Source organism: Methylomonas sp. Uni0009, assembly GCF_054188105.3.
Genome location: NZ_JBTAFN010000001.1, coordinates 2,052,361 through 2,077,176, shown reverse-complemented (window position 1 = coordinate 2,077,176; position 24,816 = coordinate 2,052,361). Strand labels below are relative to the sequence as shown.

The following is a 24,816-nucleotide window of genomic DNA, read 5'->3' as shown; positions in this document are numbered from 1 at the left end:
GGTTTGCCCTTAAACCTTGGACAACGCATTCCGCTCCAAACAAATCCGACAAACATTCTCGTATTGGGGGCGGCTGCGTTAAAATCGTTGCGTTAACCATCCGACTAGGGACTTTGCAGATGAATATAAAAACTTGCCTGTTTGCCATTGCCGCTTTATTGCCGCAATTTGCCAACGCCGATGAAAAACCCACTATCCGCATAGGCGCTATGGCCGCCGGCACCTTAAACTGGGAGCTAGCGGCGATGCGCAACCAAGGACTACTGGACAATGCAAAATTCAACGTGGAAAACATCGCGGTTGCCAATCAGCAAGCCGGTAAGGTTGCGCTACAAGCTGGCTCAGTCGATGTGATCGTCTCCGACTGGATCTGGACGTCCAGCATGCGCAGCACCGGCACCAATTTGAGTTTTTACCCTTTTTCCGACACTTCCGGCGTATTGCTGGTACCGGCCGATAGCCCGATCAAGTCACTGGCCGATTTAAAAGGTAAAAAACTGGGCATAGCCGGTGGCGAGCTGGATAAGAACTGGCTGCTGTTACAAGCGTTGGGACAGCAACAGCATGTGGACCTGAATACCGGCGTGGAAAAAATCTACGGCGCGCCACCATTACTGAGCCAGCAACTACTCGAAAAGCGCGTCGATGCCTTGCTGACCTTCTGGCAATTTGCCGCGCATTTGGAAGCGCAAGGCTATCGGGCGCTGTTGAGCGGCGAGGAAATCATCCGCCAACTCGGCATCAACGAAACAGTGCCCAGCATCGGCTATGTGTTCAAACAGGACTGGGCCGATCAACATAAAGCGGCGTTCAAACAATTCTTGAGTCTCGGCAAGCAAGCTCACGACACCCTGTGCAGTTCCGATGCGGAATGGCAGAAAATTTTGCCGCTCACCGACGCGGCCAGTCCGAAAGAACAACAAAAACTCCGGGAGCGTTACTGCCAAGGCCGCGTTGAACAATGGGGCGCCACTCAGCAAAGCGCCGCCGCAAAAATCTACGCCATGCTGCATCAACTCAGCAATAACAAGCTGACCGGCCAATCGGCGCAAATACAAGCGGGGACGTTCTGGTCGGCTGACTAATGTTGACGGGCACTTTTAAACTTAACCAGTCTGCCGTCACACTGCTATCGCTGTTAGCGCTGCTAGGCATCTGGCAGCTGGCGGCTGGCTTGGTCCACAGTCCAACATTACCCTATCCGCTCCAGGTCGCCCAGGTATTTTGGCAAGCAACTCAATCCGGCGAACTACCCTACCATTTAGGGGTTACGCTGCTGCGGCTGCTGGTCAGCTTCTCGATTGCGATGGTATTGGGCTGCGCGATAGGGGTGACGCTGGGTAACAACAAAACCCTGGATGCGTTCTTCGATCACTGGTTGGTAATCTTCCTGAACATTCCGGCGCTGGTCACCATCATCCTTTGCTACGTCTGGTTCGGATTGGCCGAATCGGCGGCGATTCTGGCCGTGGTCATCAATAAACTGCCGAATGTGATTGTCACCATCCGTGAAGGCACGCGGGCACTGGACAAGGATTTATTGGAAATGGCTGCAAGCTACCGTTTCGACCGCAGAAAAACCTTGGCGCATGTGATCTGGCCGCAATTGCATCCGTTCGTGATGGCGGCCACGCGCTCCGGTCTGGCGCTGATCTGGAAAATCATTTTAGTGGTGGAACTGCTAGGCCGCAGCAACGGGATGGGCTATCAACTGCATCTGTTTTTTCAATTGTTCGATGTCGCCAGCCTGCTGGCTTATACCTTTGCCTTTGTCGCGGTCATCCAAATGATCGAATGGCTGTTGCTGCGGCCGCTGGACCGCAAGGCCTTACGGTGGCGGCGGTGAACGATATTACCATCAGCATCCAGGATAAAACTTATCGCTCTGGGCATGCCGACGACCGCCAACACCAAGCGATTGCCGACTTACAACTCGGCGTGGGCCGCAACGAATTCGTCTGCCTGCTCGGCCCATCCGGCTGCGGTAAAACCACGTTGTTGAATATGATTGCCGGACTAGATAGTCACTATCAGGGCCAAATTCAAATAGGCCGCCAAGCTACAACTGCCAGAATTGGTTATGTGTTTCAGAACCCCAGATTACTGCCCTGGTATACCGTACGGCAGAATATCGAAGTGGTATTTGAGGAAACGCCGCCCGCCGCCTTGATCGATTCGTTATTGGCAGACATGCAACTGAGCGACGTGCAGCAGGTTTATCCGGAACGTTTGTCGCTGGGCATGCAGCGGCGAGTCGCCATCATCCGCGCCTTCGCCATTAATCCGGACATTCTGCTGATGGACGAACCCTTCGTCTCGCTGGATGCGCCTAGCGCCCGGCAGGTGAGAAATCTGCTGTATTCGCTATGGCAACAACGGCCGCATACGGTACTGTTCGTCAGCCACGACCTGCGCGAGGCGATTGCGCTGGCAGACCGCCTGATTTTTCTATCGCCGCCGCCGATGCGGATCATCAGCGATATTCCGGTCAACATTCCGCGCGAACGGCGTAACGACGAAGCGCAAATCGAAGCGTTTCGCGAGCATCTATTGAGCCAGTATCCGGCAATTACCGGGCTATTGTAAGGTGCGTGTCGTCGTCAAGACTTGTGAAGTCGAGGAGATCATCAAGAAATCCCGCTTCATCGGCATCATCAGCCCCTGCCAGACCGAGCGCGAAGCTTTGTTGTTATTAAAGGATTTGCATCAACGCTTCCCCGACGCCAGCCATATCGTTTACGCTTATCGCATCCAATCGCCGGACGGTCTGATCTGCCGTTTTCACGATGCCGGCGAACCCAGCGGCACCGCCGGTAAGCCGATCTTTCAGCATCTGGAAGGCAAGCAATTAATCAATCTGGTGGTGGCGGTGATTCGCTATTTTGGTGGGGTGAAGCTGGGCGCGGGCGGCTTGACCCGCGCCTACGGCAATGTCGCCAAGCAAGTCATAGAAGCTGCCGACATTGTCGAATACATTGAATTCGCCGAGCTGACATTGAATCTGGATTACCACCGACTACAAGCGCTGGAATACCAGTTAAAAAAACTGGACGGCAGCATTATCGGTCAGGATTTTTCCGATTCGGTAAGACTGACCGTCAAACTCCCCAAGAGCAATCTGTCCGAGCTTAGCGCATTCCTCGATTAAAACAGCTTATAGCAAGCCTAGATGACAACTTTATTTCAATATTGTTTCTAAAAAAGAAACAAGCAATCCACTATAGCCGGTATTGTAAATAAAAAAATAAAGCTTATATTGAAGTCGTCTTCATTGGTATCGACTGTATTCAGTCTAGGAGCAAAAATGAACAAATCGAACAATCTGTATAAAGACGTACTCACCGGCCTGTTTTTCACCACCGGCGTGTTTGGCTTCATGTCTGGCGAGTTCATCATCTCCACCATGCTATTCGGCGCTGCAACCATCGCCAGCAATCTGGATTTTAGCGACTCGTTTCGCGCTTAAGTTTTGTTGTACCTCCCTCGTTGTTAAGCAGTTAATCTGTTTATTTCAAGCCCGTCAGCCGCCTCCGTGGCAGGCGGGCTCTTTTTAAAAACCTCTTGTTTCCCGTATCGTTTCGTAAGCTTTCCTGATTTGCTGAGTCTTTTGCTTGACCATCTGCATCATTTCCTCGGGTAACCCCTTGGCCACCAATTTGTCCGGATGGTGCTGACTCATCAGGCGCCGATAGGCTTTTTTCACTTCAGCATCGTCCGCCGTCGCGGAGACGCCTAACACCGCATAAGCATCTTCCAGTTTTGACGAGCTGGATTTGGCCGCGTGAAACTGTTCACCCGACTGCTGAAAACGATGTTGCGCCTGTACTTGGCCTTTGATGATCTGATATTCGAAACGCGACAAGCCCAGTTGCGCGCAAATATCCAGTAACAGCTTTTCTTCCTTGGCATCGTAAACACCGTCGGCAAACGCCGCTTGAATCTGGATTTCCACGAACATCCGCACCAGGTTAGTCCGGCGATGACATTCCACGCGAAATTGCCGCAGTACTTCCGCCAATGGAAAATCGGTCTGCTTGCCTTGCTGAAACAGTTGAATCGCGGCTTCGCGCAGCTCGGCACTGAGTTCCATATTATCCATCACCCGTTTTGCCAGCCCGATTTCCTCGTTGGAAACCCGGCCATCCACCTTGGCGACGTGGCCCATCACCGCGAACGTCGCAGTGAAAAACGCCATTTGCACGCGCTGCTGGTCGCCGGGATTAAATGACTCGCCGGCCATCCCGTCCAGTCCGGCATCGAACTGATGCCCTACCGATGCGCCGAAAATGGCGCCCAACGGCCCGCCCAACATAAATCCAAACGCTCCACCCACCAACTTGCCCAGCCAACTCATGCGTTTCCTACCCTCAACAGGTTTAATGATAAAATTGCAGCCACTTTTCACTGACTCCACACACGTATTATGAATGCCCCCGCCGCACTTTACGAATCTTCCCTGCCGCATTTGAAATTGCTCGGCCGCGGCAAAGTCCGCGACATGTACGAAATCGACGATAAACATCTATTGATCGTCACCTCCGACCGGATGTCGGCGTTCGACGTGATCATGCCCGACCCGATTCCCGGTAAGGGCCGTGTGTTGACCAGGGTCAGTAATTTCTGGTTCGAAAAAATGCGCGATATTATTCCCAATCATTTAAACGACGACTTGACGCTGGAAGATGTAATTCCCGATCCGGCATTGCGCGCGCAAGTGGAAGGCCGGGCCATCATCGTCAAACGCCTGAAACCGCTGCCGGTGGAAGCTATCGTGCGCGGCTACCTGATTGGCTCGGGTTGGAAGGATTATCAAAACAGCGGCTCGGTGTGCGGTATCGAATTGCCGGCCGGCTTGCAACAGGCGCAACAATTGCCGCAGCCGATTTACACGCCGTCCAGCAAGGCCGAAATGGGCACCCATGACGAAAACATCAGCTTCGCCGATACGGTAGCGTTAATGGGAGAGGAACTGGCCGACAAAGTGCGCGACGCCAGTTTGCGGCTCTACACCACGGCCGCCGATTACGCCCGTGAGCGCGGCATCATCATCGCCGACACCAAATTCGAATTTGGCCTGGATGAAGACGGCGCATTGTACTTAATCGACGAAGCGTTGACCCCCGATTCCTCGCGCTTTTGGCCGGTCGAGCAATATCAAGTCGGCATCAGCCCGCCTAGCTTCGACAAACAATATCTACGAGATTACCTGGAAACCTTGGATTGGAATAAGACCGCGCCCGGTCCGAAATTGCCGGAAGAAGTCAGCAGAAAATGCGCGGAAAAATATCGGGAAGCCGAATTGAAACTGATTGGAAATTGAAACTATAATCCAGGCCGCCATCCCACGCCACTAGCGGGATGGCTTTGGATCACTAAAACCTAAATCGGCTTGAATTGATAACCCTGCGCGGTTTGCCAGGATAGAAAAACACTCTCACCATCGCTCAACAGAAAAGCATCGTCCGCGCTTTCCGCCGTTTTACCGACGACTTCGGGTTGCGACCAACTCAGTCCGCCATCATTAGACTTAATCAACTGCAACAGATTATGGCTGCCGTCGAATTCCGACCACACCACTACTACCTGCTCGCCCTTGGCAAACACGTTGGGATGTTTGGCGCCTTGATTGCCGAAATGGTAGGCCGACGAATACCTTAAACCGCCATCCTTGGAGTGGCCGTAAAACAAGCCTTGTTTATCAGCGGCTCCGCTGAACCATACCGAATGGTAAACCCCATTGTCGGCAATTGATAAGGCCGGGCCATGATGCGGACATGCATCGATTTTCCAGTTTTCTTGGCTGACGCGCTGCACCGCTCCAGGGGTGTGCCAATCCTTAAATTTAACCAGCGCATGATCGCGGATATTGCCTTCATAAACATGCCGCCACAGCACCACCGGCAAATTGTCGGCATCTATTTCCACACCCAATCGGCAGCATTCACAGCTATGCGGTGCCACGGTTTTGTTGGGATAGAAGCTTTTGCCGCCATTGTCCGACCAGGCGTAATACACGGCAGTACCTGCAAACTCTTGCTTAGCGGCCTTGGCTTTTTCCTTGTCGCGCGCATCCAGCCAAGCCACAAAAATCTCGCCATTCTTCCCCACCGCCAGCGCATCGAAGCGGTGGCCGATCACGTCCAGATTGTCATTGACCGTCACCGGCTTGGAAAAACTCTTGCCGCCGTCCGTCGAGCGACTGAAGCGAATGTTGCCAGTATGGCGTTTTTCCAAATTTTGGGTCCAGGTCAGGTAGATATTGCCTTGCGCATCGAGTTTGATTTTTGGCCGGTATTCACCGCGCGCAGCAATAGCTTCCGGCTCGGCGTTTACCGCAACCGGTGCGGAAAAGCTCCGACCTTTATCGGTAGACGATTGCACATAGATACGATCACGGACCACCCAAGCCAACCACAGCGCACCGCTATTGTCGAAAGTCGCGGTGACCGTCTCGGAACATCCAATTGCCGGACTGGTTTGCAGATCAGCGCACAATGCTTTTTGGTCGGTATGCTGTTCAAGCTTAGCTGCCTCAGCGCCTTGCTTACTTGTGATCGGCTCGTTGGCACATGCAGTCAAAATCAACGAGGCAACCATTGCCAAAGGGAGTTGAAATTTCATCATCGTCTTTTAGTAAGTGTCCGGAAAGTTACGAACATTTTTACCCGCTTGACCGGGCAAAATTAAACTATGTCATTTAACGCACAACCAGGATTAGATGAGCTCTACCCTATCCTGGTTGAATACATTTAATAACCGCTTAATAGTTAAATTTCAATTCTGCGATATAGGTGCGCTGCGGAAACACGTGGAACAGCCAATATTTTTCGTTGGTAATATTGTCGATACCTGCTGAAAGCGTCAGTTGCTTGGTCAGTTGATATTTGGCACGGGTATCCACAACGAAAAACGCGCTACCGGTGCCGGTATAAGTATCCGGATTGACGTCGCTGTTATCGATTTGCCCATATTGTTGACTGCTATAGCGTCCACTGATGGAGGACGTAAAATCTTTAGTCACATGATATGTGGCCGTGGCACTGGCGCGCCACTCCGGCACTCGGGGCTGATACTTGCCGACAGACGCAGGCAGAGCTGCATTTTTATCGATGCGCGAATTCGCCCAGGTCACGTTACCCGACAAGTCCAGGCCATCGATAACGACATTGCTGTGCTCGCCGGAAAACTCCCATCCGTAGGTGCTGATCTGGTCGATGTTCTGCGCATACGATAATGTCGAGTTAGTGACCGGACTGAAAGTCGTTTGACTGTAGATGGCATCGTAGACTTTTTCGTGGAATAAGCTCAAACGCAACGAACCTTCGCTCAGAAAATATTGCGCGGAAAGCTCGGAAGACAATGCCTCTTCAGGCTTTAGCGTTGGATTGGGATTCACAATATTTGAGGTGCCGCTGACGGTGATATTGGTACCCTGGAACAGTTCTGTCACCGTTGGGAAACGGTAAGCCTGAGCAATAGAGCTGGTAAATTTCCAGCTATCAGTCGGCTTCCAGGCCAGCGAGGCTTTTGGCGAAAATCTTAAATCGCTGCGGTTAGACTGATTGATCGTTCTGCCGTTTGAACCGGTGTTAGTGCCATCGAAGGCGTTCCAGTTCTCCAAACGTCCGCCCAAGGTCAGCGTCCAATCCGGATCAAATGTCCATGCGTCTTGAATCCAGACCGCGTTGGTTTCGGTCTTGCCTTGCGAATTGGTATTTAAGCGGACTGGTGCACCGTAGATCCAATTGGAGGTTACATATTGTTGGTTGTTTAATTCGTAAAGATCATGATGAAATCCAAAGCTGACATGATGCGGTCCCCATGCAGAATCCGGACGCCATATACCTTTAGCATCGACAGTGTGCCAACCGGTGTCGTTTAGGCTGGTAAGAGTTCCCGCACCACCCGCAGCCGCAAGATTGGGCGCAACCGTGGGCGCGCGTTGCTCATCCTGGCCATAATTGATCACACTGCCGGTCAATTCCCAATCGAAAATACCGCCGGTGTTCGATTTCAGCGCCATACCGTGCGACCAGTGCATCTGTTGGTAATCGTTCTCGGCAAACGTCGAACCCAGGCTGTAGTTTCGTCCGTTCATATTGATTATGCCGCTATTAACCGGCGCTCCGGTAGTGGCACTGCGCAAGTAGCTATTGAAGCCCCCGCTTTCGTCGTTTTGCCACAAACCCAATGTGTAGGAGGCTTTTAGCGTGGGCGTAATGTCGTAAGCCAGTTTCCACTTAAAATTATCCTGCACCGTATGTCTGATATTGCCTTCGCCTATGGCAAAGATTCTTTGGGAGCCGCTTCTATCGACATCGCCGACGGCGCCTGAAATACCGTTAGTATTCGGGCAGGCATTCGCACCAGTCGCGGGGCAGGGAGTAGGCAAGTACGTAAATGATATAGGCTGACTGTGCGCATCCAAATGACTGACGTCAAAGCGCCAGGAAAAGTCGCCGTGTCGGCTACCCAGATTGGCCGTGTACTGCTGGGAGTCGTAGACATCGGTATGGCCGTAAACATCGTATTCTTGCCAAGTAGACTGCACGCCGCCGCCAGCCTCGAATTTCTCAGGCATCCGCGTCGTAATATCAACGACACCGCCTATCGAGTTTCCGCCGTAGGCTGCGGAAAACGGTCCGTACATCACATCAACCCGCTCAATTTCTGACGGTGAGACCATATTCCAGCGCGGCGAACCGGTCATGCTGTTGTTATTGCCCAGCAACGACGATAGCAAAATGCCGTCCGCATAAATCAAGCTGCGCGCACTAGAACCGGTCCCGGAGGTGCGCATAGACACCGGCATTTCCTTGTCGCCGATATAACGTTTGCGCACCAGGATATTAGGCAAATACTTGATGGCATCCTCAGTGTTCATTACGTTGATGGTATCTTCCATCTTCTCGCGGGTAACGCTTTCGGTAACAGCAGGCAATTTGTATTTTTCGGTAGCCGTTTGCGTAGCGGCTTTTCCGCTTTCGGCGGTAACCGTCATTTCCGGCAATATTGCGGTTTGATTGCTACCAGTTTTGTTGTCTGTCTTGCCATCTTCGGTCGCCGAGACTCCCGGCAACACAGTGAGCAGCATCGCCCCCATTAAATAGGGCTTGGCGCTAAGTTTGATTTTTGCGTGTTTCATAGGTTTAAAAATTGCGAAGGTATGCGATTTGTTCTTGCTAAGGACTAATTGTCGGCAAAAGCGCTATTTAAAACACCAACGGTTTCTGGTGATCTCACACACTTTAAAACAGCCATTTGTAGATATAAGCAATTTATAACCCTAAATACAATTGTGCTTTTTTATCAATCAATTAATACAACGCATCATCAAATACGCCACCACAACCACCCATTTATGCGGCAAATGACTCACTAGAAATAAGTCATATAACACAGTTTATTTTATTCGCCGCCATATCCATTGTTTTGATGCTGACACTCAAAACAGCGACAACAGCTCAGGTAGCAACTGGAACCGGTCCTCGCCCGCTAAACAAAAAACCCTTGCCAGCTTTTCAGCCGACAAGGGTTTTCAGAGACCAAGCAAGCGGTATTTATTCGTCCGCGTCTAACTCATCGGCGGAGAGTTTTTTGCCTGGAAAATAATTAGGCGCAACGCTGATCAGAATCGTCAGCAGCGTGGCGACGTAAGGTACGGATTGCACCGCCAATACTGCCATCCACAACCTGCCGCTCAAGTTATCGAAATGCTCGATAGAGCGCATCGCCAGGATGCCGGCAAGCAACAAGGTTAGCAATAACAACTCCTGCCAAATGATCAACAACCCCGCCACCAACGGCCCTTGCTGCTCGTATTTTGGCGTGCGCATGAAGGGCTTGCCGGAGGTAAACAAACCTTGCAAGGTACCCCGTGCCACGGTATGGGTCAGCGATAACCCGGCCAGTGCCGCACCCAATGCATGCAACATTGAACAAGCCACCCGCGCCTTGTACAACCACAAACCGCGCAAGATTTTGAATGCAAACAGGCCTATGGTCGGCAAAAGGAAGGCGTTTACCGGCAGCTCACTGTGAATAGGATCCGACACGATCAGCGCGGTCAATATCAAGCTGGTACCGGTAAATAGCAGCGCCAACGCATCGGAAAACCAAGGCAGCCAACCCGCCACAAAGTAATAGCGCTGTGCCGAAGTAAGCGAAGATTTTTTGTTGGGCAAAAAATGCCGCCAATGCTTTTTGATGATCTGCATCGCGCCGTATACCCAGCGGAAACGCTGCGTCATATAGCCGGAGAAGGTATCCGGCATCAGGCCGCGACCAAAAGACTCCTTGCAGTACACCGAGTCGTAACCCGCTTCATACAAACGCAAGCCCAATTCGCTATCCTCGCAGATACACCATTCGCCCCACGGACCGACTTTGTCGAACGCCGACTTGCGGACCATGGTCATCGTGCCATGCTGAATGATGGCGTTGAATTCGTTACGCTGCACCATGCCGATATTAAAGAAGCCTGCATACTCCCAGTAGCAAATATCCTTGAACGTGCTTTGCCCAGAATCGCGATAATCCTGCGGCGACTGCACAAAGCCGACATTTTCCTGGTCGAAATACGGCACCATCGCTTTCAGCCAATCGGGGTTCAGAATGTAGTCGCTGTCGATGACCGCGATGATTTCGGCATCTTCAGCGGTATTGGTCAATGCGTAGTTGATCGCACCGGCCTTGTAACCGGGCCAATTATCCAAATGGAAGAAGCGGAATTTCGGGCCAAGGCGGTCGCAATCGTCACGCACCGGTTGCCAAACTGTCGGATCCTTGGTGTTGTTATCCATCACCAATACTTCGTAGTTCGGATAGTCGACCTTGGCCAGCGCATTCAGGGTCTTGCGCACCATTTCCGGTGGCTCGTTGTGGATCGGCAAGTGGATCGAAACCTTCGGATAACGGAAACCGGCCGGCGGCGTCAGCGGCTGGAAGGTACGGCGACCCTTGCGATGCCAGATGACTTCGGAAATCTCCAGGCTCTCGGTCAGCAACACCAAGATGGCCATGGCCTGCATCATCAGCAAAATCGCCCAGAACACAACCGAAAAACTAGTTTGGTATTGCGCGGCGGCAATCGATGCCGACCAAAACAATACCGACGCCGCCAAGTTGGCGACGATACCGAAGAAAAATTTACCCGGCAGCTTCAAGCTCTTACGGGTAAACAAGAAGGCCGCCATCAAGATAATACTGAGTACTGCAGCGCCACTAGCCCAGTTACGCCAGGTTGGATTGGCCAGTACGTCACCTTCCATCGGGAACTTAGGCTGACGATCAGCATTGAATAAGCCCCAGTAAGCACCGGCCGTACCTTCCAGCTTGATCTTCCACGGCTGGTCAAACGCTTCGACCACATAGTAAATAATGTTTTCGGCAGTCGCGCGATTCAGGAACTCACGCAAAAACTTGGCTTGATTCGCCAACGAAGCAGTGGCGGCTTTTTGCGGAGGACCGTCGGATGGCCAACCCACCTCGGTAATCACGATGGTTTTGTTGGGGTACAACTGCTGCAATTCGTAATAACGCTTGAACACATATTCGACTGCGTTATCGCCTTCCGCACCTTTGGGTAAATCGACCGGCACACCTTCCCAATAGGGCAGAATGTGCACAGCTATGTAATCGACTTCCGCCGCCAAGGCCGGGTTTGCTACCCATATATCCCAGGTTTCAGCTGTACTAACCGGTTTCCAGGTGCGTTTTTTTACTTCGCGAACGTACTCAATCAGTTCGTTGGCTTTGCCGGCCACTTCCGCCTTAACATCCGCCTCGATTTTCAGCTGCAAATCTTGTTCGCTCATCGAACCGGAAAATTCTTGACGGACTTTCTGTGCGATAGGTCCACTAACCTTGTTTCTATACCGTAACAACGATTCGTTACCCACCAGCGTGCGAACAATGGTTTTTGGATATTGATTGGTTAGGTTGATTAGGCTTTCGACTTCGCGCTGATTTTTATCCAGCCGTTTCTGCGTGTTCTCTAACTTTTTTTGCGGATCGTCCTCGGCGCTATCGTCATCAACCAAATCCACCCAACAGCCCATCGCCAGATTGATCGCATTCTTGGCTGTCAACTCAGGCACAACCTCCATACCCTCCAGCGCGGTGTAGGTTCTTATCGAATGGGCTTTACCGGACAATAACTCCAGATCGGATTGAATTTGTTCTCTGGTGGGAAATACGCCGTCGGCAGGATTGAAATCGCGCCCCTTGGGGTTAAAGGTCACCCCCATCATGGTATCGCTCCAGGATGGCAGTTTTAACGGATTATTGACGTAAGACCAGATACCCAGGTTGATGACAACCAGTAGCACCAAGGTGAAAAATGTGGCAATTTTGGCTTTCATTTCGACAGAAAGACTCCGCAATAGAGGGTTATTAGAATCAGTATTTTTTAATTTTCACGGCATTACGCAGCCATTCCGTCGGCAAATTTAAATGCGCTTGCTACGGTATCTGATTTCGACAGAGCGACTGGCGCGTGTCTAAGCGGGCCACGCATTCCTGTCAGGTAACAGATTTACCAACAAAACACAGCGGCATTTAGGAACCCGCCCAAGGGCAAACCCCGGCGACGCTCAAACCGGCAAAGAGCCGGTATTGAATGTCGCCACGCTTAGCTCAACCTTAAGCAGGTTGCGGGAAAACTTTTATTTCAATGAAAGGGTTTCTACGCGGCCTTTCATTTCAATATTCAGTTTGTCTTCTTTAGCCAGCCAACCGATCGCTCGCTGGACGTCGTTCTTACCCAAGCCGGTTTCGGTCGTGACTTTATTAACGCTAGCTTCGCCATGCGTATGCAAATATTGCCAGACTGCTCCAGCTGCTTCACCAATTGTATCCACCATTTCAACTCCTCATCATTTAAACAACAAAAAAAATCGGGGGGTTTTAGTCGTGCTATCCAGCCTTACGCAACACAAGCCGCGGCAAAAGCTAGTCAGCACAACTAACGCTCATCAGGCAGCACAATATTAAGTTCCAGGGTTTCCTGGTTTCCATCCTGTTCAAAATTAACGGTAATGGCATCCTGCCCGACATTGACATATTTACGGATCACCGCCAGCAATTCTTGCTGCAACTCGGGCAAATAGGACGGTTGATTTCTGGATGCACGCTCATGGGCGACCAGAATTTGCAATCTCTCCTTGGCCAGCGATGCCGTATTGGTTTTCGAGGATCTGAAATAATCTAAGAGACTCATCACTTGCTCCCGAATAGCTTACTGAATAAGCCTTTTTTCTCTTCCTCGATAAAACGATGTGGTTTGGTTTCGCCCAAATAACGCGCCACGATGTCTGCATAAGCCTGACCTGCATCGCTTTGCTCGTCGAGAATGACCGGTGTGCCTGAGTTTGACGCATTCAACACAGATTTGGACTCCGGGATAACGCCCAACAAATGTAGCGACAAAATTTCCTGTACATCGTCAACGCTGAGCATCTCGCCCAATTTCACCCGATCCGGCGAATAACGCGACAACAACAAATACTCCTTGATCGGCTCTTCGCCATTCTCGGCGCGGCGCGATTTGCTGGACAAGATACCCAGCATACGATCCGAATCCCTAACTGAGGAAACTTCCGGGTTGGTTACCACAAATGCATCATCAGCAAAGTACATGGCAAGTGTAGCACCGCGCTCTATTCCTGCCGGAGAGTCGCAAACGATGTATTTAAAGTCTTTAGACAACTCTTCCAGAATTTTGCCGACACCTTCCGTTGTTAAAGCATCTTTATCACGGGTTTGCGATGCCGGCAATATAAATAACTGGTCGCAACGCTTGTCCTTGATCAGGGCCTGATTTAGGGTGGCTTCGTTGTTGATCACATTGACCAAATCATAAACAACGCGACGCTCGCATCCCATGATCAAGTCGAGATTACGCAGCCCCACATCGAAATCGATCACAGCGGTTTTATGTCCGCGCTTCGCTAAGCCCATCGCGATAGCAGCGCTGGTTGTGGTCTTGCCCACACCACCTTTTCCCGATGTTACTACGATAATTCTGGCCAATGTTGTTCCTCCAAGAAAAGCTTAAATATCTTTGATAATCAGCGTCTGGTTATCCAGACTGATCTGTACGGGCTTGTGCGCGGGATACTTGCTCAAATCGTCGCTAAGCTGGTAAATGCCGGCTATCGAAATCAGTTCGGCTTGCAAATCCGAACAAAAAATACGGCTATTGACATTACCCAGCACGCCGGCAAGCGCTCGTCCGCGCAGGGATCCGTATATATGAATATTACCTTCCGCCATGATTTCCGCGCCGGCACTAACGGTTGCGGTGACGATCAAGTCGCCTTTGGCATAAACCCGCTGGCCCGAGCGTATCGGCTGTGTCACCAACTTATTTTCAATTGACTGATTAGCTTGCTTTTGCTCTTCCGCAGCAGGTGTCGGCAAGGTTTTTGCCGGTGCTTTATTGACTAAGGGCACATTGCTGCCGTGCAGGGAATGCTGGGGCAAATTCATAGCCAAAGCGTCGCCGTTCTGATGCTCGTTACCCCCGCGTACCCCTATCGGCATGAAGCCGTGCTGACGGACGATAGTGACTATTTCGGTGAAATCAATTGGCAGATTTTGAGCGTTAAGTTTTTGCAGATCGATCAGCAAGGGCGAGTTTTTAAAAAACTCGGGAGCTTGAACCACTTTTTCCTTGAGCTGCTGATCGATCAGAGAGATGTCGTTACTGGCTAGCAGCAACACCGGCACGGTCAGTGACGTGCTTTTAAACTCCAAAGCTATTTTTTGCGAAGTAGGTGCGCCGGTTGACATCGAGTTTGGAAAATCCGCTACTGAATGCCCGAAATACTATCATTTTCCGTGACAAAAAGCACAGTTCCTTACAGTAAAAACAAGGTTGCTAAGCCCAAAAAGGCCATGAATCCAACCACATCGGTAACTGTGGTCAGCAACACACCGCCAGCCAGCGCAGGGTCTACACCGATCTTATCCAACAACACCGGAATCGCCACGCCGGACAAAGCCGCGCACACTAAATTGATCATCATCGCCACGCCGAGCAACATACCGATATGCGGATTGTGGAACCACAGCCCAGCCACTACCGCCACCACAGCAGCCCAAACCAAGCCGTTTAGCAGGCCGACCGAGACCTCTTTAAACAATAAACTCACGGCGTTACCGGTGGTGACTTGTCGCAAGGCCAAGCCCCTGACAACCAGTGTCAAAGTCTGACTGCCGGCTATACCCCCCATAGACGCTACAATCGGCATCAATACCGCCAATGCGACGATCTGTTGAATAGTAGCCTCAAACAAATCGATGACTGAAGCCGCCAAGAAGGCGGTAAGCAAATTCACGCCCAACCATAATGCACGACGCTTGGCACTACTAAATACCGGCGCAAACATATCCTGCTCTTCGCTCAAGCCGGCCATGCTCATTAAGGAGTGATTGGCTTCTTCACGAATCAAACCCACGACATCGTCGATAGTGACGCGCCCCAAAACCTTACCGTCATTGGCTAACACGGGCGCGGACAGCAATTTTCGCCGCTCGAACAAACCAGCCACATCCCGACTAGGCATACCGTAGGGAATACCTGAGCTACGGGTATCCATAATCGACTCAACTTTGGTATGCGGGTCGTGGGTCAACAATTGATTAATCGGCAACAAGCCCTGAAACTGCTCTTTGCGATCCACCACGATTAGACTGTCTGTTGCAGTCGGCATATTACCGCGCAAGCGTAAATATCGCGTTACCACGTCCAGCGTTACATCGGCGCGAATGGTTAACACATCGTCAGACATCAAGCCGCCGGCGGTATGCTCGTCATAGCTAAGCGCCTTTTCGATGCGATTGCGGTTATGTACGCCGATAGATTCCATCACTTGCGACAGCAAAGGCTCAGGCAATACATGCAGCAGATCGACCATACCGTCATGGCCCATGGATTCAGTCGCGGCAATCAAATCTTTCCTGTCGGTAATTTTCAGCAAGCTGCTACCCACTTCGACATTTATCTCGACCAGAATTTCGCCGATCACGCTGGGCGGAATCAACGCCCACAGCTTGGCTCGCAGTTCCGGCTCCAATGACTCGAGAATATGCGCTGCTTCCGCCGGGTATAAGGAACGCACTAGGTTCCTAATCTCGATCAGAGAGTCTTTTGTCAGCACTTCGATGGCGCGATCTAAAAGATGCTCGGTATTTTCAAGCTTTGCTGCTGATGTCATGGGTAAAAACCAAGAAATTGGGCTAAGCAATTGCGTTAACGCAATTCCCGATGCCTGACGATAACGTTAGGAGTAATAGTTTGAAAGTGCTTACTCAATGCCTCGACCAGATAAACCGAACGATGTTGCCCGCCGGTACAGCCGATCGCTATGGTTAAATAACTGCGATTATCCGATTCGAAGCGCGGCGCCCAGCGACCGATGAAATAACCTATATCATGCAGAAACTCTTTGACGATCACTTCATTCTGCAAAAAATCGATGACCTCGGCGTGTTTACCGGTCAATCCTCGCAGTTCCGGCGCCCAATAGGGATTGGGCAAACTGCGGGCATCGAACACGAAGTCGGCATCCAACGGGATACCGTATTTAAAACCGAAAGACTGAAACAAAATCGACAAAGAACTTTTGCCTTTTTCGCCCAAACGGTTTTTCAGCAAATCCCGTAACTGATGATAGTGAGTGAAACTGGTATCTATAAGTATATCGGCTCGAGCTGCCAGGGGTCGCAGCATTTCCCGTTCGATTTCCAAAGCCTCGCGCAGCGGCCTACTTTCGGTGGTCAACGGATGGCGGCGGCGCGTTTCACTGTAGCGCTTCAGAATGATGTTCTCATCCGCTTCCATGAAAACCAGTTCGCAATCAATACCTTTGCTGCGAATAAAAGTCAGGCTATCCGGGAAATCGGCTAACTTCTGGTTACGGTTTCTGGCATCGATACCGATAGCGGTTTTACTATAGGTCGCCGGGTCTTTCAGCATGACATGATCGACAAAATCCTCAAGCAAGGTCACGGGAAGATTGTCGATACAGTAATAGCCGCAATCCTCCAAAGTATCCAACGCGATACTTTTACCCGATCCCGATAAGCCGCTGACGATGACTAGTTTCATATGCAAAACGATACAGAGCGAAAATCGCGTTCACCCTGTACCGCGCAAGCCCATAATTAACGATGGTTTTGATTTTTTTCTTTATGTTTGACGATTTGTCTGTCGAGTTTGTCGACCATGTTGTCGATAGCCGCGTACATATCTTCTTGTACGTCTTCGGCATACAGTTTGGCACCGCTGATTTGTACCGCCGCTTCGGCTTTTTGCTCCAATTTCTCAACGGTCAAAATGACGTGAACATCAACGACATTGTCGAAATGACGTTTGATTTTGCTGATTTTTTCATCCACGTAGGCTTTTAATGCTTCGGTGACTTCTACGTGATGACCTGTGATACTGACTTGCATGGAATACTCCTGTTTTTAAAAATTATTCTTCCAGATTGATCAAATATGCCTTTTCCGCTGGCTGGTTGAAGGAATGGACATCGCTTCCCGATATTTGGCAATGGTGCGGCGCGCGACATTAATGCCCTTCTCATTCAATAAGTCCGATATTTTACTATCGCTCAATGGCTTGGCCGGGTTTTCACTGCCGACCAACTCTTTTATCAGCGCCCGAATTGCGGTCGCCGAACACTCTCCCCCGCCATCGGTACTGACATGGCTGGAGAAAAAATATTTAAATTCGATCACACCGTGTGGAGTGTGCATGTATTTTTGCGTGGTGACCCTGGAGATGGTGGATTCGTGCAATTCCAATTCCTCGGCGATATCGCGCAATACCATCGGCTTCATCGCAATCGCGCCGTGCTCGAAAAAATCGCCTTGTTTTTCGACGATGCTTCTCGCCACTCTCAACAAAGTGTCGTTGCGGCTATGCAAACTTTTAATAAACCAGCGCGCTTCCTGCAGATGGTTTTTCATGCTGACATTGTCATGACTATTGTCGGCGCGTTTGATCATCCCAGAATAAAAAGGATTGACGCGCAATTTGGGCGCTATCTCCGGGTTCAGATTAACCAGCCACTGTCCGTTGACTTTGGCGACGAACACATCAGGCACCACATATTCGACATCAGAATCCTGCAAGCGAGCGCCAGGCTTGGGATCCAGGGTTCTGATTAACGCCAGCACCCCCTTTAATACATCCTCGGTCATCCCTATCCTCTTCATCAAGCGCGCTTGATCGCAACTGGCCAACAAATCCAAATGCCTGTGCACAAACTCCAAAGCCTCCGACCGATAAGGCGTCGTAGCCGGTAACTGTTGCAATTGCAAACCCAGGCAGTCAGCCAAATCCAACGCCGCCACACCGACGGGATCAAAGTTTTGCACCCTATGCAACACGGCCAGGACTTCATCCATTTCCAAGCCTTCCAGTTGATCCTGGAGTCCCTGAAAAATATCCGCCAATTCGCTGGTCACATAACCGTCATCGTTAATCGCGTCGATGATAGCGGTAGCTATCGCATAATCGCGGTCAGAAATCGGAATCAGCTCCAGCTGCCAAACCAGATGATCGCGTAAAGACTCGGATTTGCCGCGAAAGGCCTCGAATTCCGGACTATCGCCCTCATCGCCACCGCTGGGCAAAGAGCTTTCGTAGACATCGTCCCAACTGACATCGACCGGTAATTCGTCCGGCATATCGGTTTGCGAGCCTTCGCTGGTTTGCTGATCGGTGTTTTCGAGTTTTTTATCGCGAAACTCCAGATTAGGCAGCTCCTCTTCGTCGATCTCCAACATCATGTTGGATTCCAAGGCTTGCTGAATTTCCTGTTGTAAGTCCAAAGTCGACATCTGCAACAGCTTAATAGCCTGTTGCAATTGCGGCGTCATGGTCAGACTCTGACCGATACGGAGTTGTAGAGATTGCTTCATGACTATTCGAATTTCATAAACTAAATTTCTCGCCCAGATACACTCTACGCACCTCTTCGTTATCCACCAACTGGCGCGACTGGCCTTCGGCGATAACCTTCCCATTGTTCAAAATATAAGCGCGATCGCAAATCTCCAAAGTCTCCCGCACTTTGTGCTCGGTAATCAAAATCCCGATACCGCGATGCTTCAAGTGCGCAATGATTTTTTGCAACTCCAGCACCGAAATAGGATCGACGCCGGCAAACGGTTCGTCTAGCAGAATAAATTGCGGCTCACTAGCCAACGCCCTGGCGATTTCCACCCTGCGCCGCTCCCCACCTGACAAACCAAGCGCCACCTGATTACGTAAGTGGTTGATATTAAACTCTGTCAATAACTCATCGATCAACAACTCGATTTGCCCATCGGTCAAATCGACCCGAATCTGCAATACCGCGCGTAAATTATCGGCCACACTCAATTTACGAAAGACCGAAGCCTCTTGCGCCAGATAACCGATTCCCAAGCGCGCGCGCCGGTGCATCGGATGATGCGTGATGCGCTGCTCGTCAAAAAAAATCTCGCCGCTATCGGCTTTGACCAAGCCCACCATCATGTAAAAGCTGGTGGTTTTCCCGGCTCCGTTCGGACCCAACAAACCTACGACTTCCCCGGTGTCCACCCTCAGGCTGACCCCATCGACCACATTTCGATTGTTGTAGCGTTTAAACAGCTGTTCCGCAACCAATCGCGCCATTATTGCGCCTGCTTAGGCTTGGGTTTAATCACCGAGTGCACGCGCTTGCCGTCGGATTGCGCTTCACCAGCTTTCAGCAAGGAGTTCTTGGTATCGTACTCGATATACTCACTGGATTGTTTAGCATCGCCCTGCCAGACCGAGGCATTTTTCATAAATTTCAGCAAATTCTGGTCGGGGTAAAATTCGTTGATCAAGCCCTCCCCGTGCATTTCTTCCTTGCCCACCGCCGGCAACTGTTTGAATCGCGACGGTTTACCGGTAGCAATCAATTTGATAATCGCGCCATCTTTCAGATAAACCACCAATTTGTCGCCATCGATTCTGATCGTTCCCTGCGTAGCAACCACATTGCCGGTATAGGTGCTGATTTGCGCCTTTTCGTCGTAAACCGCATTATCCGAGTCGATATAGATGGGTTGTTCGGAATCCGACTCCAGACCAAACGCCATCCGCGCCGAGAATAACAGGCCTACACCGACCATTTTACTTAATTTCATAGCGACCTTTCACTTTGGACAACAATTTCAGGTGAATCGGACTAACAAAAGTCGCTTCCATTCCTACTCCCGCCGTTTTGTTGGGTGGGCTGATGATCTCCGTCCACGCCTGTGTCTCCGCATAATGGCTGGCGAGTTTTACTCGCAGATCCGATGTATTGATGGTCAGCGCCGAATTGGTTTTCGAGGCTTCCCGGTTGATATAAGCACTACCATTGAGTTGTAAATTATCACCATCCGCCGCCATCACGCCGCTTTCGGCCTTGATCAGCCAAGGCATCTGGTTGGGGTTATACAAAGTCATCACCGGCTTTTCCAGATGCGTGCTGCCGTCGGCTTTAAAGTGCTGCATTTTTTCCGCGGCCAATTCGCTTTTCGGCACACCGTCGATATTCATTTCCTTTTTGAAATAACCCAAGCTAAAAAAATCCGGGCTATTTTCGACAATTTTCATTTCGGCGTCACGCTGTTCATTCAGCTGTACCAGCCACCATGACAACAATGCGGCCAAGCCAACATAAATAAAAATCTGTAGATTTTTCAGTACGGTCATAAATAGGTTTGCAGTACGCCGTCAAAGCTATCCTGGACTTGCATGATTAAATCGCATACTTCCCGAACCGCGCCTAAACCGCCGGCTGTCTGTGTTTGCCAATGAGCATAATTCTTTAGCACGAAATTGGCATCTTGCACTGCCACCGCAAAACCCACTTGACGCATCACCGGCAAATCCAGAATGTCGTCGCCGATATACGCCACTTGTTCCGGCGTTAGAACCAGACGCTGCAAAATTTCCGCGAATGCCGCGCGCTTGTTCTCGTGACCTTGGTAGACAAGCTCGACTCCAAGACTCTGCATACGCAGCGCGACCGAATTGGATTTGCGGCCGGAAATTACCGCCACTTCTACACCAGTCTGACGCAACAATTTAATGCCATGCCCGTCGCGCGCGTGAAAACATTTATATTCTTTGCCGTTATCGTCGAAAAACAAACGACCGTCGGTCAACACGCCATCCACATCCAGAATCAACAGCTTTAGCCGCTTAACAGCACTCAGTAATTGGGGGCTTAAATCGAACATCACTCGTCACTCTCAGACTATGCCGGCCCGCAGCAAATCGTGCATATTCAACGCGCCCAACAATTTTTGTTGGCTGTCGACGACCAGCAGGGCATTGATTTTTTTACTTTCCATGATTTGCATGGCTTCCGCCGCCAACATATCCACATCGATCACTTTACAAGGCCCCGTCATGACTTCGGCGATATGTGTCGCATGCACATCCAGATTTTTTTCCAACATGCGCCGCAAATCACCGTCGGTAAATATCCCGACAACCCGGCCTTCGCCATCGACCACTGCGGTCATGCCCAGCTTCTTGCCGGTCATTTCCAACAAGGCATCGCTCACTAAAACGCTATCCGTCACCACCGGCACTTCACTGCCGCGGTGCATGATGTCGTTAACCTGTAACAACAAGCGTTTGCCCAAGCTACCGCCCGGATGCGACAAAGCAAAGTCGTCGCGGGTAAAACCCTTGGTTTCCAATAGTGACACGGCTAAGGCATCGCCCATGACCAATGCCGCCGTGGTGCTGGCAGTCGGCGCCAAACCCAACGGACAAGCCTCATGCTCGACAGCCACATTGATGTGTACGCTGGCAAACCGAGCCAACGCCGATTCCGGATTGCCTGTCAGCGCAATCAACGGCACACCTAACCGCTTAATGATAGGCAATATCGTCAGGATTTCTTCGGTTTCGCCGGAATTGGACAATGCCAGCACCACGTCCTGCCGGGTAATCATGCCAAGATCACCGTGACTGGCTTCTCCGGGGTGCACAAAGAAAGCCGGGGTACCGGTGCTGGCCAGCGTGGCGGCAATTTTACCGGCAATATGCCCGGATTTGCCCATACCGGTAACCACCACCCGGCCTTTACAGGCCAGCAGCAAACGGCAGGCACTAACAAATTGCTCATCGATGCGTGCAGCCAAGCCGGCAACCGCCTGCATTTCGGTCTGAATCACCGCCAACGCCAACGCCTGTATGTCTTGATCACAACCCACGGAAATTAACTCCACGCACCCAAACAAAAAGGAACCATTATTGCATGTTATTAACCGACTTTTCACCCCAAGTCATTGACTTATTCTCGGCCAGTCATAGAAAATAGCCTGTTCCCAATCCAAAAACTCTTTTGATTCCGGTAAATGGCCAATAGCGCAAGTCCTGAAGACAATATCGTTTCGATTAGCAACTTGAGCTTTTCCAGAGGCCCCAGGAAAATTTTCGACGCCGTCAGCCTGGAGATTCAGCGCGGCAAAGTCACGGCTATCATGGGCCCCAGTGGCACCGGCAAGACCACGCTATTGAAATTGATCGGTGGTCAGTTGACCCCGGATCGCGGCCAAATACACGTTGACGGGCAAAATGTTCACCGCCTGAAACCTCGCGAACTCTACGAATTGCGCAAACGCATGGGCATGCTGTTCCAAAGCGGCGCGCTGCTCACGGATATGAGCGTCTATGACAATGTGGCGTTTCCGATGCGCGAACACACCCACTTACCGGAATCGATGATTCGCACCTTGGTATTGATGAAACTGCACGCCGTCGGTTTGCGCGGTGCCCGCCATTTAATGCCCAACGAGTTGTCCGGCGGCATGGCCAGGCGGGTAGCTTTAGCGCGTGCCATCGCTCTGGATCCGCTAATGATCATGTACGACGAACCGTTTACCGGCCAAGACCCCATTTCCAAGGGCGCGCTGGTACACTTGATCAAGGCGCTGAACACCACTCTGGGCCTGACCAGCATCATCGTCTCGCACGACGTACAAGAAACCGCCGCCATCGCCGATTACATCTATGTCTTGTCGGGAGGCAAAATCATCGGCCAAGGCACCCCGCAAGAATTGCAACAATCCGATTCGGAGTGGGTGCAACAGTTTATGCACGGTGATGCCGACGGCCCTGTACACTTTCACTATTCGGCGCCTGATTACCTCGACGATCTGCTGGCGAGCAAATAACCACCTTGTATTCAACCATGTTTCAATTTCTGCAAAATCTGGGAAAAGCCACGCGCAGCAGCTTTGCCAAGCTCGGCCGCGCTTCGTTTTTTCTGAGCCACACGCTGACCGGCATCAGCGACGTGCTGCCACGCCCCAACCTGCTGATCAAGCAGGTGTATTCGGTAGGCGTTTTGTCGTTTCTAATCATCACTATCTCCGGCCTGTTCGTCGGCATGGTTTTAGGTTTACAAGGTTTTAATATTCTGTCCGACTTCGGCGCGGAGGAATCGCTGGGCGTGATGGTAGCTGCCTCCTTGGTTCGCGAGTTGGGCCCCGTGGTGTCAGCGCTATTGTTTGCCGGCCGGGCCGGCTCGGCATTGACCGCCGAAATCGGCTTGATGAAGGCCACCGAACAACTGTCAGGCATGGAAATGATGGCCGTAGACCCGATCAAACGCATCATTTCCCCGCGTTTTTTGGCAGGCTTTCTGTCCATGCCCTTGCTTGCCGCCTTGTTTAGCGCCATTGGCATCATGGGCGGCCATCTGGTCGGCGTGGGCATGCTTGGCGTTGACGACGGCGCATTTTGGGCACAAATGCAGGCCAGTATCGATTTTCAAGAAGATATTGTTAATGGCGTAATCAAGAGCGTGGTTTTCGGCTTCGTAGTGTCCTGGATTGCCTTGTTCGAAGGCTACGATGCCATCCCCACTTCAGAAGGCGTCAGCCGCGCCACCACCCGCACCGTGGTCAATTCGGCCTTCTCGGTACTGGCCCTCGATTTCATTTTAACCGCACTCATGTTTGGAGACATTTAACATGCAGCATTCCAAAACCCAGGATACTCTGGTCGGTTTTTTTGTCGCCAGCGGCATCGCCGCCTTGTTTTACATGGCGCTGCAAGTCAGTAATCTAGGCAGCTACAGCAGCGACGACAGCTACACGGTCATCGCCCATTTTCAAAACAGCGGCGGCCTGAAAGTCAAATCCCCTGTATCGGTTGCCGGCGTGCGCATCGGCCGGGTATCCGCAATCAGGCTGGACAAGGACAGCCACGAATCGGTCGTAGAAATGCGCATCGAATCGCAATACAACAATCTACCGAGCGATTCCGGCGTCAGTATTTATACCGCCGGCCTGCTGGGTGAACAGTACGTCAGCCTGGACCCCGGCTCTTCGGATGAATATTTAAAGGATAAAAGCACCATCGACATCACCAGTTCCGCCATCGTGCTGGAAGAAATGATAGGCAAATTCATGCTGAACAAAGCGGAAGGCAAATAATGTCCAAGCTGACATTAACCGAACAGTCGCCCGGCCACTTTACCGTGGAAGGCAGCCTGACTTTTGCCAGCATCGACAAACAAACCTTGCAATCCTTCAAGTTTCTGAAAGGCATGGACAGCATGTGCATCGATCTAGCCAAAGTCCAGACCACCGATAGCGCTGGCCTGGCCTTGATGATCGAATGGATCAGGCTCAGCCGGATGGGCCGGGTCAAGCTGTCCTTCAAGAACATTCCGGCTCAGCTGCTGGCATTGGCCAAACTCAGCGGCTTGGACGAAACCGAATATTTTGCAACCCACACGCATTAAGCTGCATTCCAATTTACAAACCAATAAAAAT

At 51.2% G+C, this 24,816-nt stretch carries 27 protein-coding genes; 10 read left to right on the top strand and 17 right to left on the bottom strand.

Features of this window, described 5'->3' with window-relative positions; all coding sequences use genetic code 11:
- Positions 1-119: 119 nt before the first annotated feature.
- From ACWAU0_RS09820 to ACWAU0_RS09800, 5 genes are all read left to right on the top strand, one after another.
- Positions 120-1,085 carry an ABC transporter substrate-binding protein gene (locus ACWAU0_RS09820; protein ID WP_205451462.1) on the top strand — a complete coding sequence of 322 codons (966 nt, stop codon included), beginning with the start codon at positions 120-122 and terminating at the stop codon, positions 1,083-1,085.
- Positions 1,085-1,846, top strand: coding sequence for an ABC transporter permease (locus ACWAU0_RS09815; RefSeq protein ID WP_205451463.1), 762 nt, complete (start codon positions 1,085-1,087; stop codon positions 1,844-1,846). The genes ACWAU0_RS09820 and ACWAU0_RS09815 overlap by 1 nt, the downstream gene beginning before the upstream one ends.
- Positions 1,843-2,586, top strand: coding sequence for an ABC transporter ATP-binding protein (locus ACWAU0_RS09810; protein WP_205454501.1), 744 nt, complete (start codon positions 1,843-1,845; stop codon positions 2,584-2,586). The genes ACWAU0_RS09815 and ACWAU0_RS09810 overlap by 4 nt, the downstream gene beginning before the upstream one ends.
- A gap of 1 nt (position 2,587) precedes the next feature.
- Complete coding sequence (locus tag ACWAU0_RS09805; protein WP_205451464.1) at positions 2,588-3,148, top strand: YigZ family protein; 561 nt, start codon at positions 2,588-2,590, stop codon at positions 3,146-3,148.
- A 156-nt stretch (positions 3,149-3,304) separates the two neighbouring features.
- Positions 3,305-3,466: a hypothetical protein gene (locus ACWAU0_RS09800; RefSeq protein ID WP_020483539.1), complete on the top strand. Its 162-nt coding sequence runs from the start codon at positions 3,305-3,307 to the stop codon at positions 3,464-3,466.
- An 84-nt stretch (positions 3,467-3,550) separates the two neighbouring features.
- Here ACWAU0_RS09800 and djlA read toward each other — a convergent pair whose 3' ends face one another.
- The gene (djlA, locus tag ACWAU0_RS09795; protein WP_205451465.1) at positions 3,551-4,354 is read right to left on the bottom strand and encodes a co-chaperone DjlA; all 804 of its coding nucleotides are present in this window, start codon (positions 4,352-4,354) and stop codon (positions 3,551-3,553) included.
- Between the two features lie 69 nt (positions 4,355-4,423).
- Here djlA and ACWAU0_RS09790 point away from each other — a divergent pair, with 69 nt between their 5' ends.
- Positions 4,424-5,320 (top strand): phosphoribosylaminoimidazolesuccinocarboxamide synthase, encoded by an 897-nt coding sequence (locus tag ACWAU0_RS09790; RefSeq protein WP_205451466.1) that lies wholly within the window; start codon positions 4,424-4,426, stop codon positions 5,318-5,320.
- 59 nt (positions 5,321-5,379) lie between these two features.
- Here the strand turns inward: ACWAU0_RS09790 and ACWAU0_RS09785 are convergent, their stop codons facing one another.
- The 16 genes from ACWAU0_RS09785 to ACWAU0_RS09710 all read right to left on the bottom strand — a co-directional run bounded on the left by ACWAU0_RS09785 (position 5,380) and on the right by ACWAU0_RS09710 (position 22,245).
- The gene (locus ACWAU0_RS09785) at positions 5,380-6,624 is read right to left on the bottom strand and encodes a sialidase family protein (RefSeq protein ID WP_205451467.1); all 1,245 of its coding nucleotides are present in this window, start codon (positions 6,622-6,624) and stop codon (positions 5,380-5,382) included.
- Between the two features lie 136 nt (positions 6,625-6,760).
- Positions 6,761-9,145: a TonB-dependent receptor gene (locus ACWAU0_RS09780; RefSeq protein WP_458139027.1), complete on the bottom strand. Its 2,385-nt coding sequence runs from the start codon at positions 9,143-9,145 to the stop codon at positions 6,761-6,763.
- A 415-nt stretch (positions 9,146-9,560) separates the two neighbouring features.
- Complete coding sequence (locus ACWAU0_RS09775) at positions 9,561-12,362, bottom strand: glycosyltransferase (protein WP_033157743.1); 2,802 nt, start codon at positions 12,360-12,362, stop codon at positions 9,561-9,563.
- A gap of 303 nt (positions 12,363-12,665) precedes the next feature.
- Positions 12,666-12,863 (bottom strand): winged helix-turn-helix domain-containing protein, encoded by a 198-nt coding sequence (locus tag ACWAU0_RS09770; protein WP_020483545.1) that lies wholly within the window; start codon positions 12,861-12,863, stop codon positions 12,666-12,668.
- Positions 12,864-12,964: 101 nt separating this feature from the next.
- A complete protein-coding gene (minE, locus tag ACWAU0_RS09765) occupies positions 12,965-13,219 on the bottom strand; it encodes a cell division topological specificity factor MinE (RefSeq protein WP_020483546.1) in 255 nt (84 codons plus the stop codon).
- Positions 13,219-14,031: a septum site-determining protein MinD gene (gene minD, locus ACWAU0_RS09760; RefSeq protein ID WP_033157742.1), complete on the bottom strand. Its 813-nt coding sequence runs from the start codon at positions 14,029-14,031 to the stop codon at positions 13,219-13,221. The genes minE and minD overlap by 1 nt, the downstream gene beginning before the upstream one ends.
- A 21-nt stretch (positions 14,032-14,052) precedes the next feature.
- Entirely contained in the window at positions 14,053-14,793 is a 741-nt protein-coding gene (minC, locus tag ACWAU0_RS09755; RefSeq protein WP_101054456.1) for a septum site-determining protein MinC, read from the bottom strand.
- Positions 14,794-14,861: 68 nt separating this feature from the next.
- Complete coding sequence (gene mgtE / locus ACWAU0_RS09750) at positions 14,862-16,220, bottom strand: magnesium transporter (protein ID WP_205451470.1); 1,359 nt, start codon at positions 16,218-16,220, stop codon at positions 14,862-14,864.
- A gap of 35 nt (positions 16,221-16,255) precedes the next feature.
- Complete coding sequence (gene rapZ / locus ACWAU0_RS09745; protein ID WP_033157739.1) at positions 16,256-17,113, bottom strand: RNase adapter RapZ; 858 nt, start codon at positions 17,111-17,113, stop codon at positions 16,256-16,258.
- A 56-nt stretch (positions 17,114-17,169) separates the two neighbouring features.
- Positions 17,170-17,460 (bottom strand): ribosome hibernation-promoting factor, HPF/YfiA family, encoded by a 291-nt coding sequence (gene hpf, locus ACWAU0_RS09740; RefSeq protein ID WP_020483551.1) that lies wholly within the window; start codon positions 17,458-17,460, stop codon positions 17,170-17,172.
- 39 nt (positions 17,461-17,499) lie between these two features.
- Positions 17,500-18,936, bottom strand: coding sequence for an RNA polymerase factor sigma-54 (locus ACWAU0_RS09735; protein WP_171697420.1), 1,437 nt, complete (start codon positions 18,934-18,936; stop codon positions 17,500-17,502).
- Between the two features lie 13 nt (positions 18,937-18,949).
- The gene (gene lptB, locus ACWAU0_RS09730) at positions 18,950-19,675 is read right to left on the bottom strand and encodes an LPS export ABC transporter ATP-binding protein (RefSeq protein ID WP_205451472.1); all 726 of its coding nucleotides are present in this window, start codon (positions 19,673-19,675) and stop codon (positions 18,950-18,952) included.
- A complete protein-coding gene (gene lptA, locus ACWAU0_RS09725) occupies positions 19,675-20,175 on the bottom strand; it encodes a lipopolysaccharide transport periplasmic protein LptA (protein WP_171697419.1) in 501 nt (166 codons plus the stop codon). The genes lptB and lptA overlap by 1 nt, the downstream gene beginning before the upstream one ends.
- Positions 20,162-20,728 (bottom strand): LPS export ABC transporter periplasmic protein LptC, encoded by a 567-nt coding sequence (gene lptC, locus ACWAU0_RS09720; protein ID WP_445367806.1) that lies wholly within the window; start codon positions 20,726-20,728, stop codon positions 20,162-20,164. Before lptC ends, lptA begins: the two co-directional genes overlap by 14 nt.
- Complete coding sequence (kdsC, locus tag ACWAU0_RS09715; protein WP_445367805.1) at positions 20,725-21,258, bottom strand: 3-deoxy-manno-octulosonate-8-phosphatase KdsC; 534 nt, start codon at positions 21,256-21,258, stop codon at positions 20,725-20,727. The genes lptC and kdsC overlap by 4 nt, the downstream gene beginning before the upstream one ends.
- Before the next feature lie 12 nt (positions 21,259-21,270).
- Entirely contained in the window at positions 21,271-22,245 is a 975-nt protein-coding gene (locus ACWAU0_RS09710; RefSeq protein ID WP_458139026.1) for a KpsF/GutQ family sugar-phosphate isomerase, read from the bottom strand.
- Positions 22,246-22,389: 144 nt separating this feature from the next.
- Between ACWAU0_RS09710 and ACWAU0_RS09705 the strand changes: the two genes are divergently transcribed.
- The 4 genes from ACWAU0_RS09705 to ACWAU0_RS09690 are packed head-to-tail and all read left to right on the top strand — an operon-like array spanning position 22,390 to position 24,785.
- Positions 22,390-23,208, top strand: coding sequence for an ABC transporter ATP-binding protein (locus ACWAU0_RS09705; protein WP_205451475.1), 819 nt, complete (start codon positions 22,390-22,392; stop codon positions 23,206-23,208).
- 17 nt (positions 23,209-23,225) lie between these two features.
- Positions 23,226-24,008 (top strand): lipid asymmetry maintenance ABC transporter permease subunit MlaE, encoded by a 783-nt coding sequence (gene mlaE, locus ACWAU0_RS09700; RefSeq protein ID WP_033157733.1) that lies wholly within the window; start codon positions 23,226-23,228, stop codon positions 24,006-24,008.
- Between the two features lies 1 nt (position 24,009).
- A complete protein-coding gene (gene mlaD / locus ACWAU0_RS09695) occupies positions 24,010-24,474 on the top strand; it encodes an outer membrane lipid asymmetry maintenance protein MlaD (protein ID WP_033157732.1) in 465 nt (154 codons plus the stop codon).
- On the top strand, positions 24,474-24,785 hold the full coding sequence (locus tag ACWAU0_RS09690; RefSeq protein ID WP_033157731.1) for an STAS domain-containing protein: 312 nt from the start codon (positions 24,474-24,476) through the stop codon (positions 24,783-24,785). Before mlaD ends, ACWAU0_RS09690 begins: the two co-directional genes overlap by 1 nt.
- Positions 24,786-24,816: the final 31 nt, after the last annotated feature.

What these genes read in the sequence shown, in the direction of transcription:
- ACWAU0_RS09770 (WP_020483545.1), bottom strand. Translation starts at nt 12,863, where the DNA reads ATGGTGGATACAATTGGTGAAGCAGCTGGAGCAGTCTGGCAATATTTG.
- mgtE (WP_205451470.1), bottom strand. Translation starts at nt 16,220, where the DNA reads ATGACATCAGCAGCAAAGCTTGAAAATACCGAGCATCTTTTAGATCGC.
- ACWAU0_RS09820 (WP_205451462.1), top strand. Translation starts at nt 120, where the DNA reads ATGAATATAAAAACTTGCCTGTTTGCCATTGCCGCTTTATTGCCGCAA.
- ACWAU0_RS09780 (WP_458139027.1), bottom strand. Translation starts at nt 9,145, where the DNA reads ATGAAACACGCAAAAATCAAACTTAGCGCCAAGCCCTATTTAATGGGG.
- mlaE (WP_033157733.1), top strand. Translation starts at nt 23,226, where the DNA reads ATGTTTCAATTTCTGCAAAATCTGGGAAAAGCCACGCGCAGCAGCTTT.
- kdsC (WP_445367805.1), bottom strand. Translation starts at nt 21,258, where the DNA reads ATGTTCGATTTAAGCCCCCAATTACTGAGTGCTGTTAAGCGGCTAAAG.
- minE (WP_020483546.1), bottom strand. Translation starts at nt 13,219, where the DNA reads ATGAGTCTCTTAGATTATTTCAGATCCTCGAAAACCAATACGGCATCG.
- ACWAU0_RS09775 (WP_033157743.1), bottom strand. Translation starts at nt 12,362, where the DNA reads ATGAAAGCCAAAATTGCCACATTTTTCACCTTGGTGCTACTGGTTGTC.
- ACWAU0_RS09815 (WP_205451463.1), top strand. Translation starts at nt 1,085, where the DNA reads ATGTTGACGGGCACTTTTAAACTTAACCAGTCTGCCGTCACACTGCTA.
- ACWAU0_RS09800 (WP_020483539.1), top strand. Translation starts at nt 3,305, where the DNA reads ATGAACAAATCGAACAATCTGTATAAAGACGTACTCACCGGCCTGTTT.
- hpf (WP_020483551.1), bottom strand. Translation starts at nt 17,460, where the DNA reads ATGCAAGTCAGTATCACAGGTCATCACGTAGAAGTCACCGAAGCATTA.
- lptB (WP_205451472.1), bottom strand. Translation starts at nt 19,675, where the DNA reads ATGGCGCGATTGGTTGCGGAACAGCTGTTTAAACGCTACAACAATCGA.
- ACWAU0_RS09690 (WP_033157731.1), top strand. Translation starts at nt 24,474, where the DNA reads ATGTCCAAGCTGACATTAACCGAACAGTCGCCCGGCCACTTTACCGTG.
- ACWAU0_RS09785 (WP_205451467.1), bottom strand. Translation starts at nt 6,624, where the DNA reads ATGATGAAATTTCAACTCCCTTTGGCAATGGTTGCCTCGTTGATTTTG.
- mlaD (WP_033157732.1), top strand. Translation starts at nt 24,010, where the DNA reads ATGCAGCATTCCAAAACCCAGGATACTCTGGTCGGTTTTTTTGTCGCC.
- ACWAU0_RS09705 (WP_205451475.1), top strand. Translation starts at nt 22,390, where the DNA reads ATGGCCAATAGCGCAAGTCCTGAAGACAATATCGTTTCGATTAGCAAC.
- lptA (WP_171697419.1), bottom strand. Translation starts at nt 20,175, where the DNA reads ATGAAATTAAGTAAAATGGTCGGTGTAGGCCTGTTATTCTCGGCGCGG.
- ACWAU0_RS09790 (WP_205451466.1), top strand. Translation starts at nt 4,424, where the DNA reads ATGAATGCCCCCGCCGCACTTTACGAATCTTCCCTGCCGCATTTGAAA.
- minC (WP_101054456.1), bottom strand. Translation starts at nt 14,793, where the DNA reads ATGTCAACCGGCGCACCTACTTCGCAAAAAATAGCTTTGGAGTTTAAA.
- rapZ (WP_033157739.1), bottom strand. Translation starts at nt 17,113, where the DNA reads ATGAAACTAGTCATCGTCAGCGGCTTATCGGGATCGGGTAAAAGTATC.
- lptC (WP_445367806.1), bottom strand. Translation starts at nt 20,728, where the DNA reads ATGACCGTACTGAAAAATCTACAGATTTTTATTTATGTTGGCTTGGCC.
- djlA (WP_205451465.1), bottom strand. Translation starts at nt 4,354, where the DNA reads ATGAGTTGGCTGGGCAAGTTGGTGGGTGGAGCGTTTGGATTTATGTTG.
- ACWAU0_RS09735 (WP_171697420.1), bottom strand. Translation starts at nt 18,936, where the DNA reads ATGAAGCAATCTCTACAACTCCGTATCGGTCAGAGTCTGACCATGACG.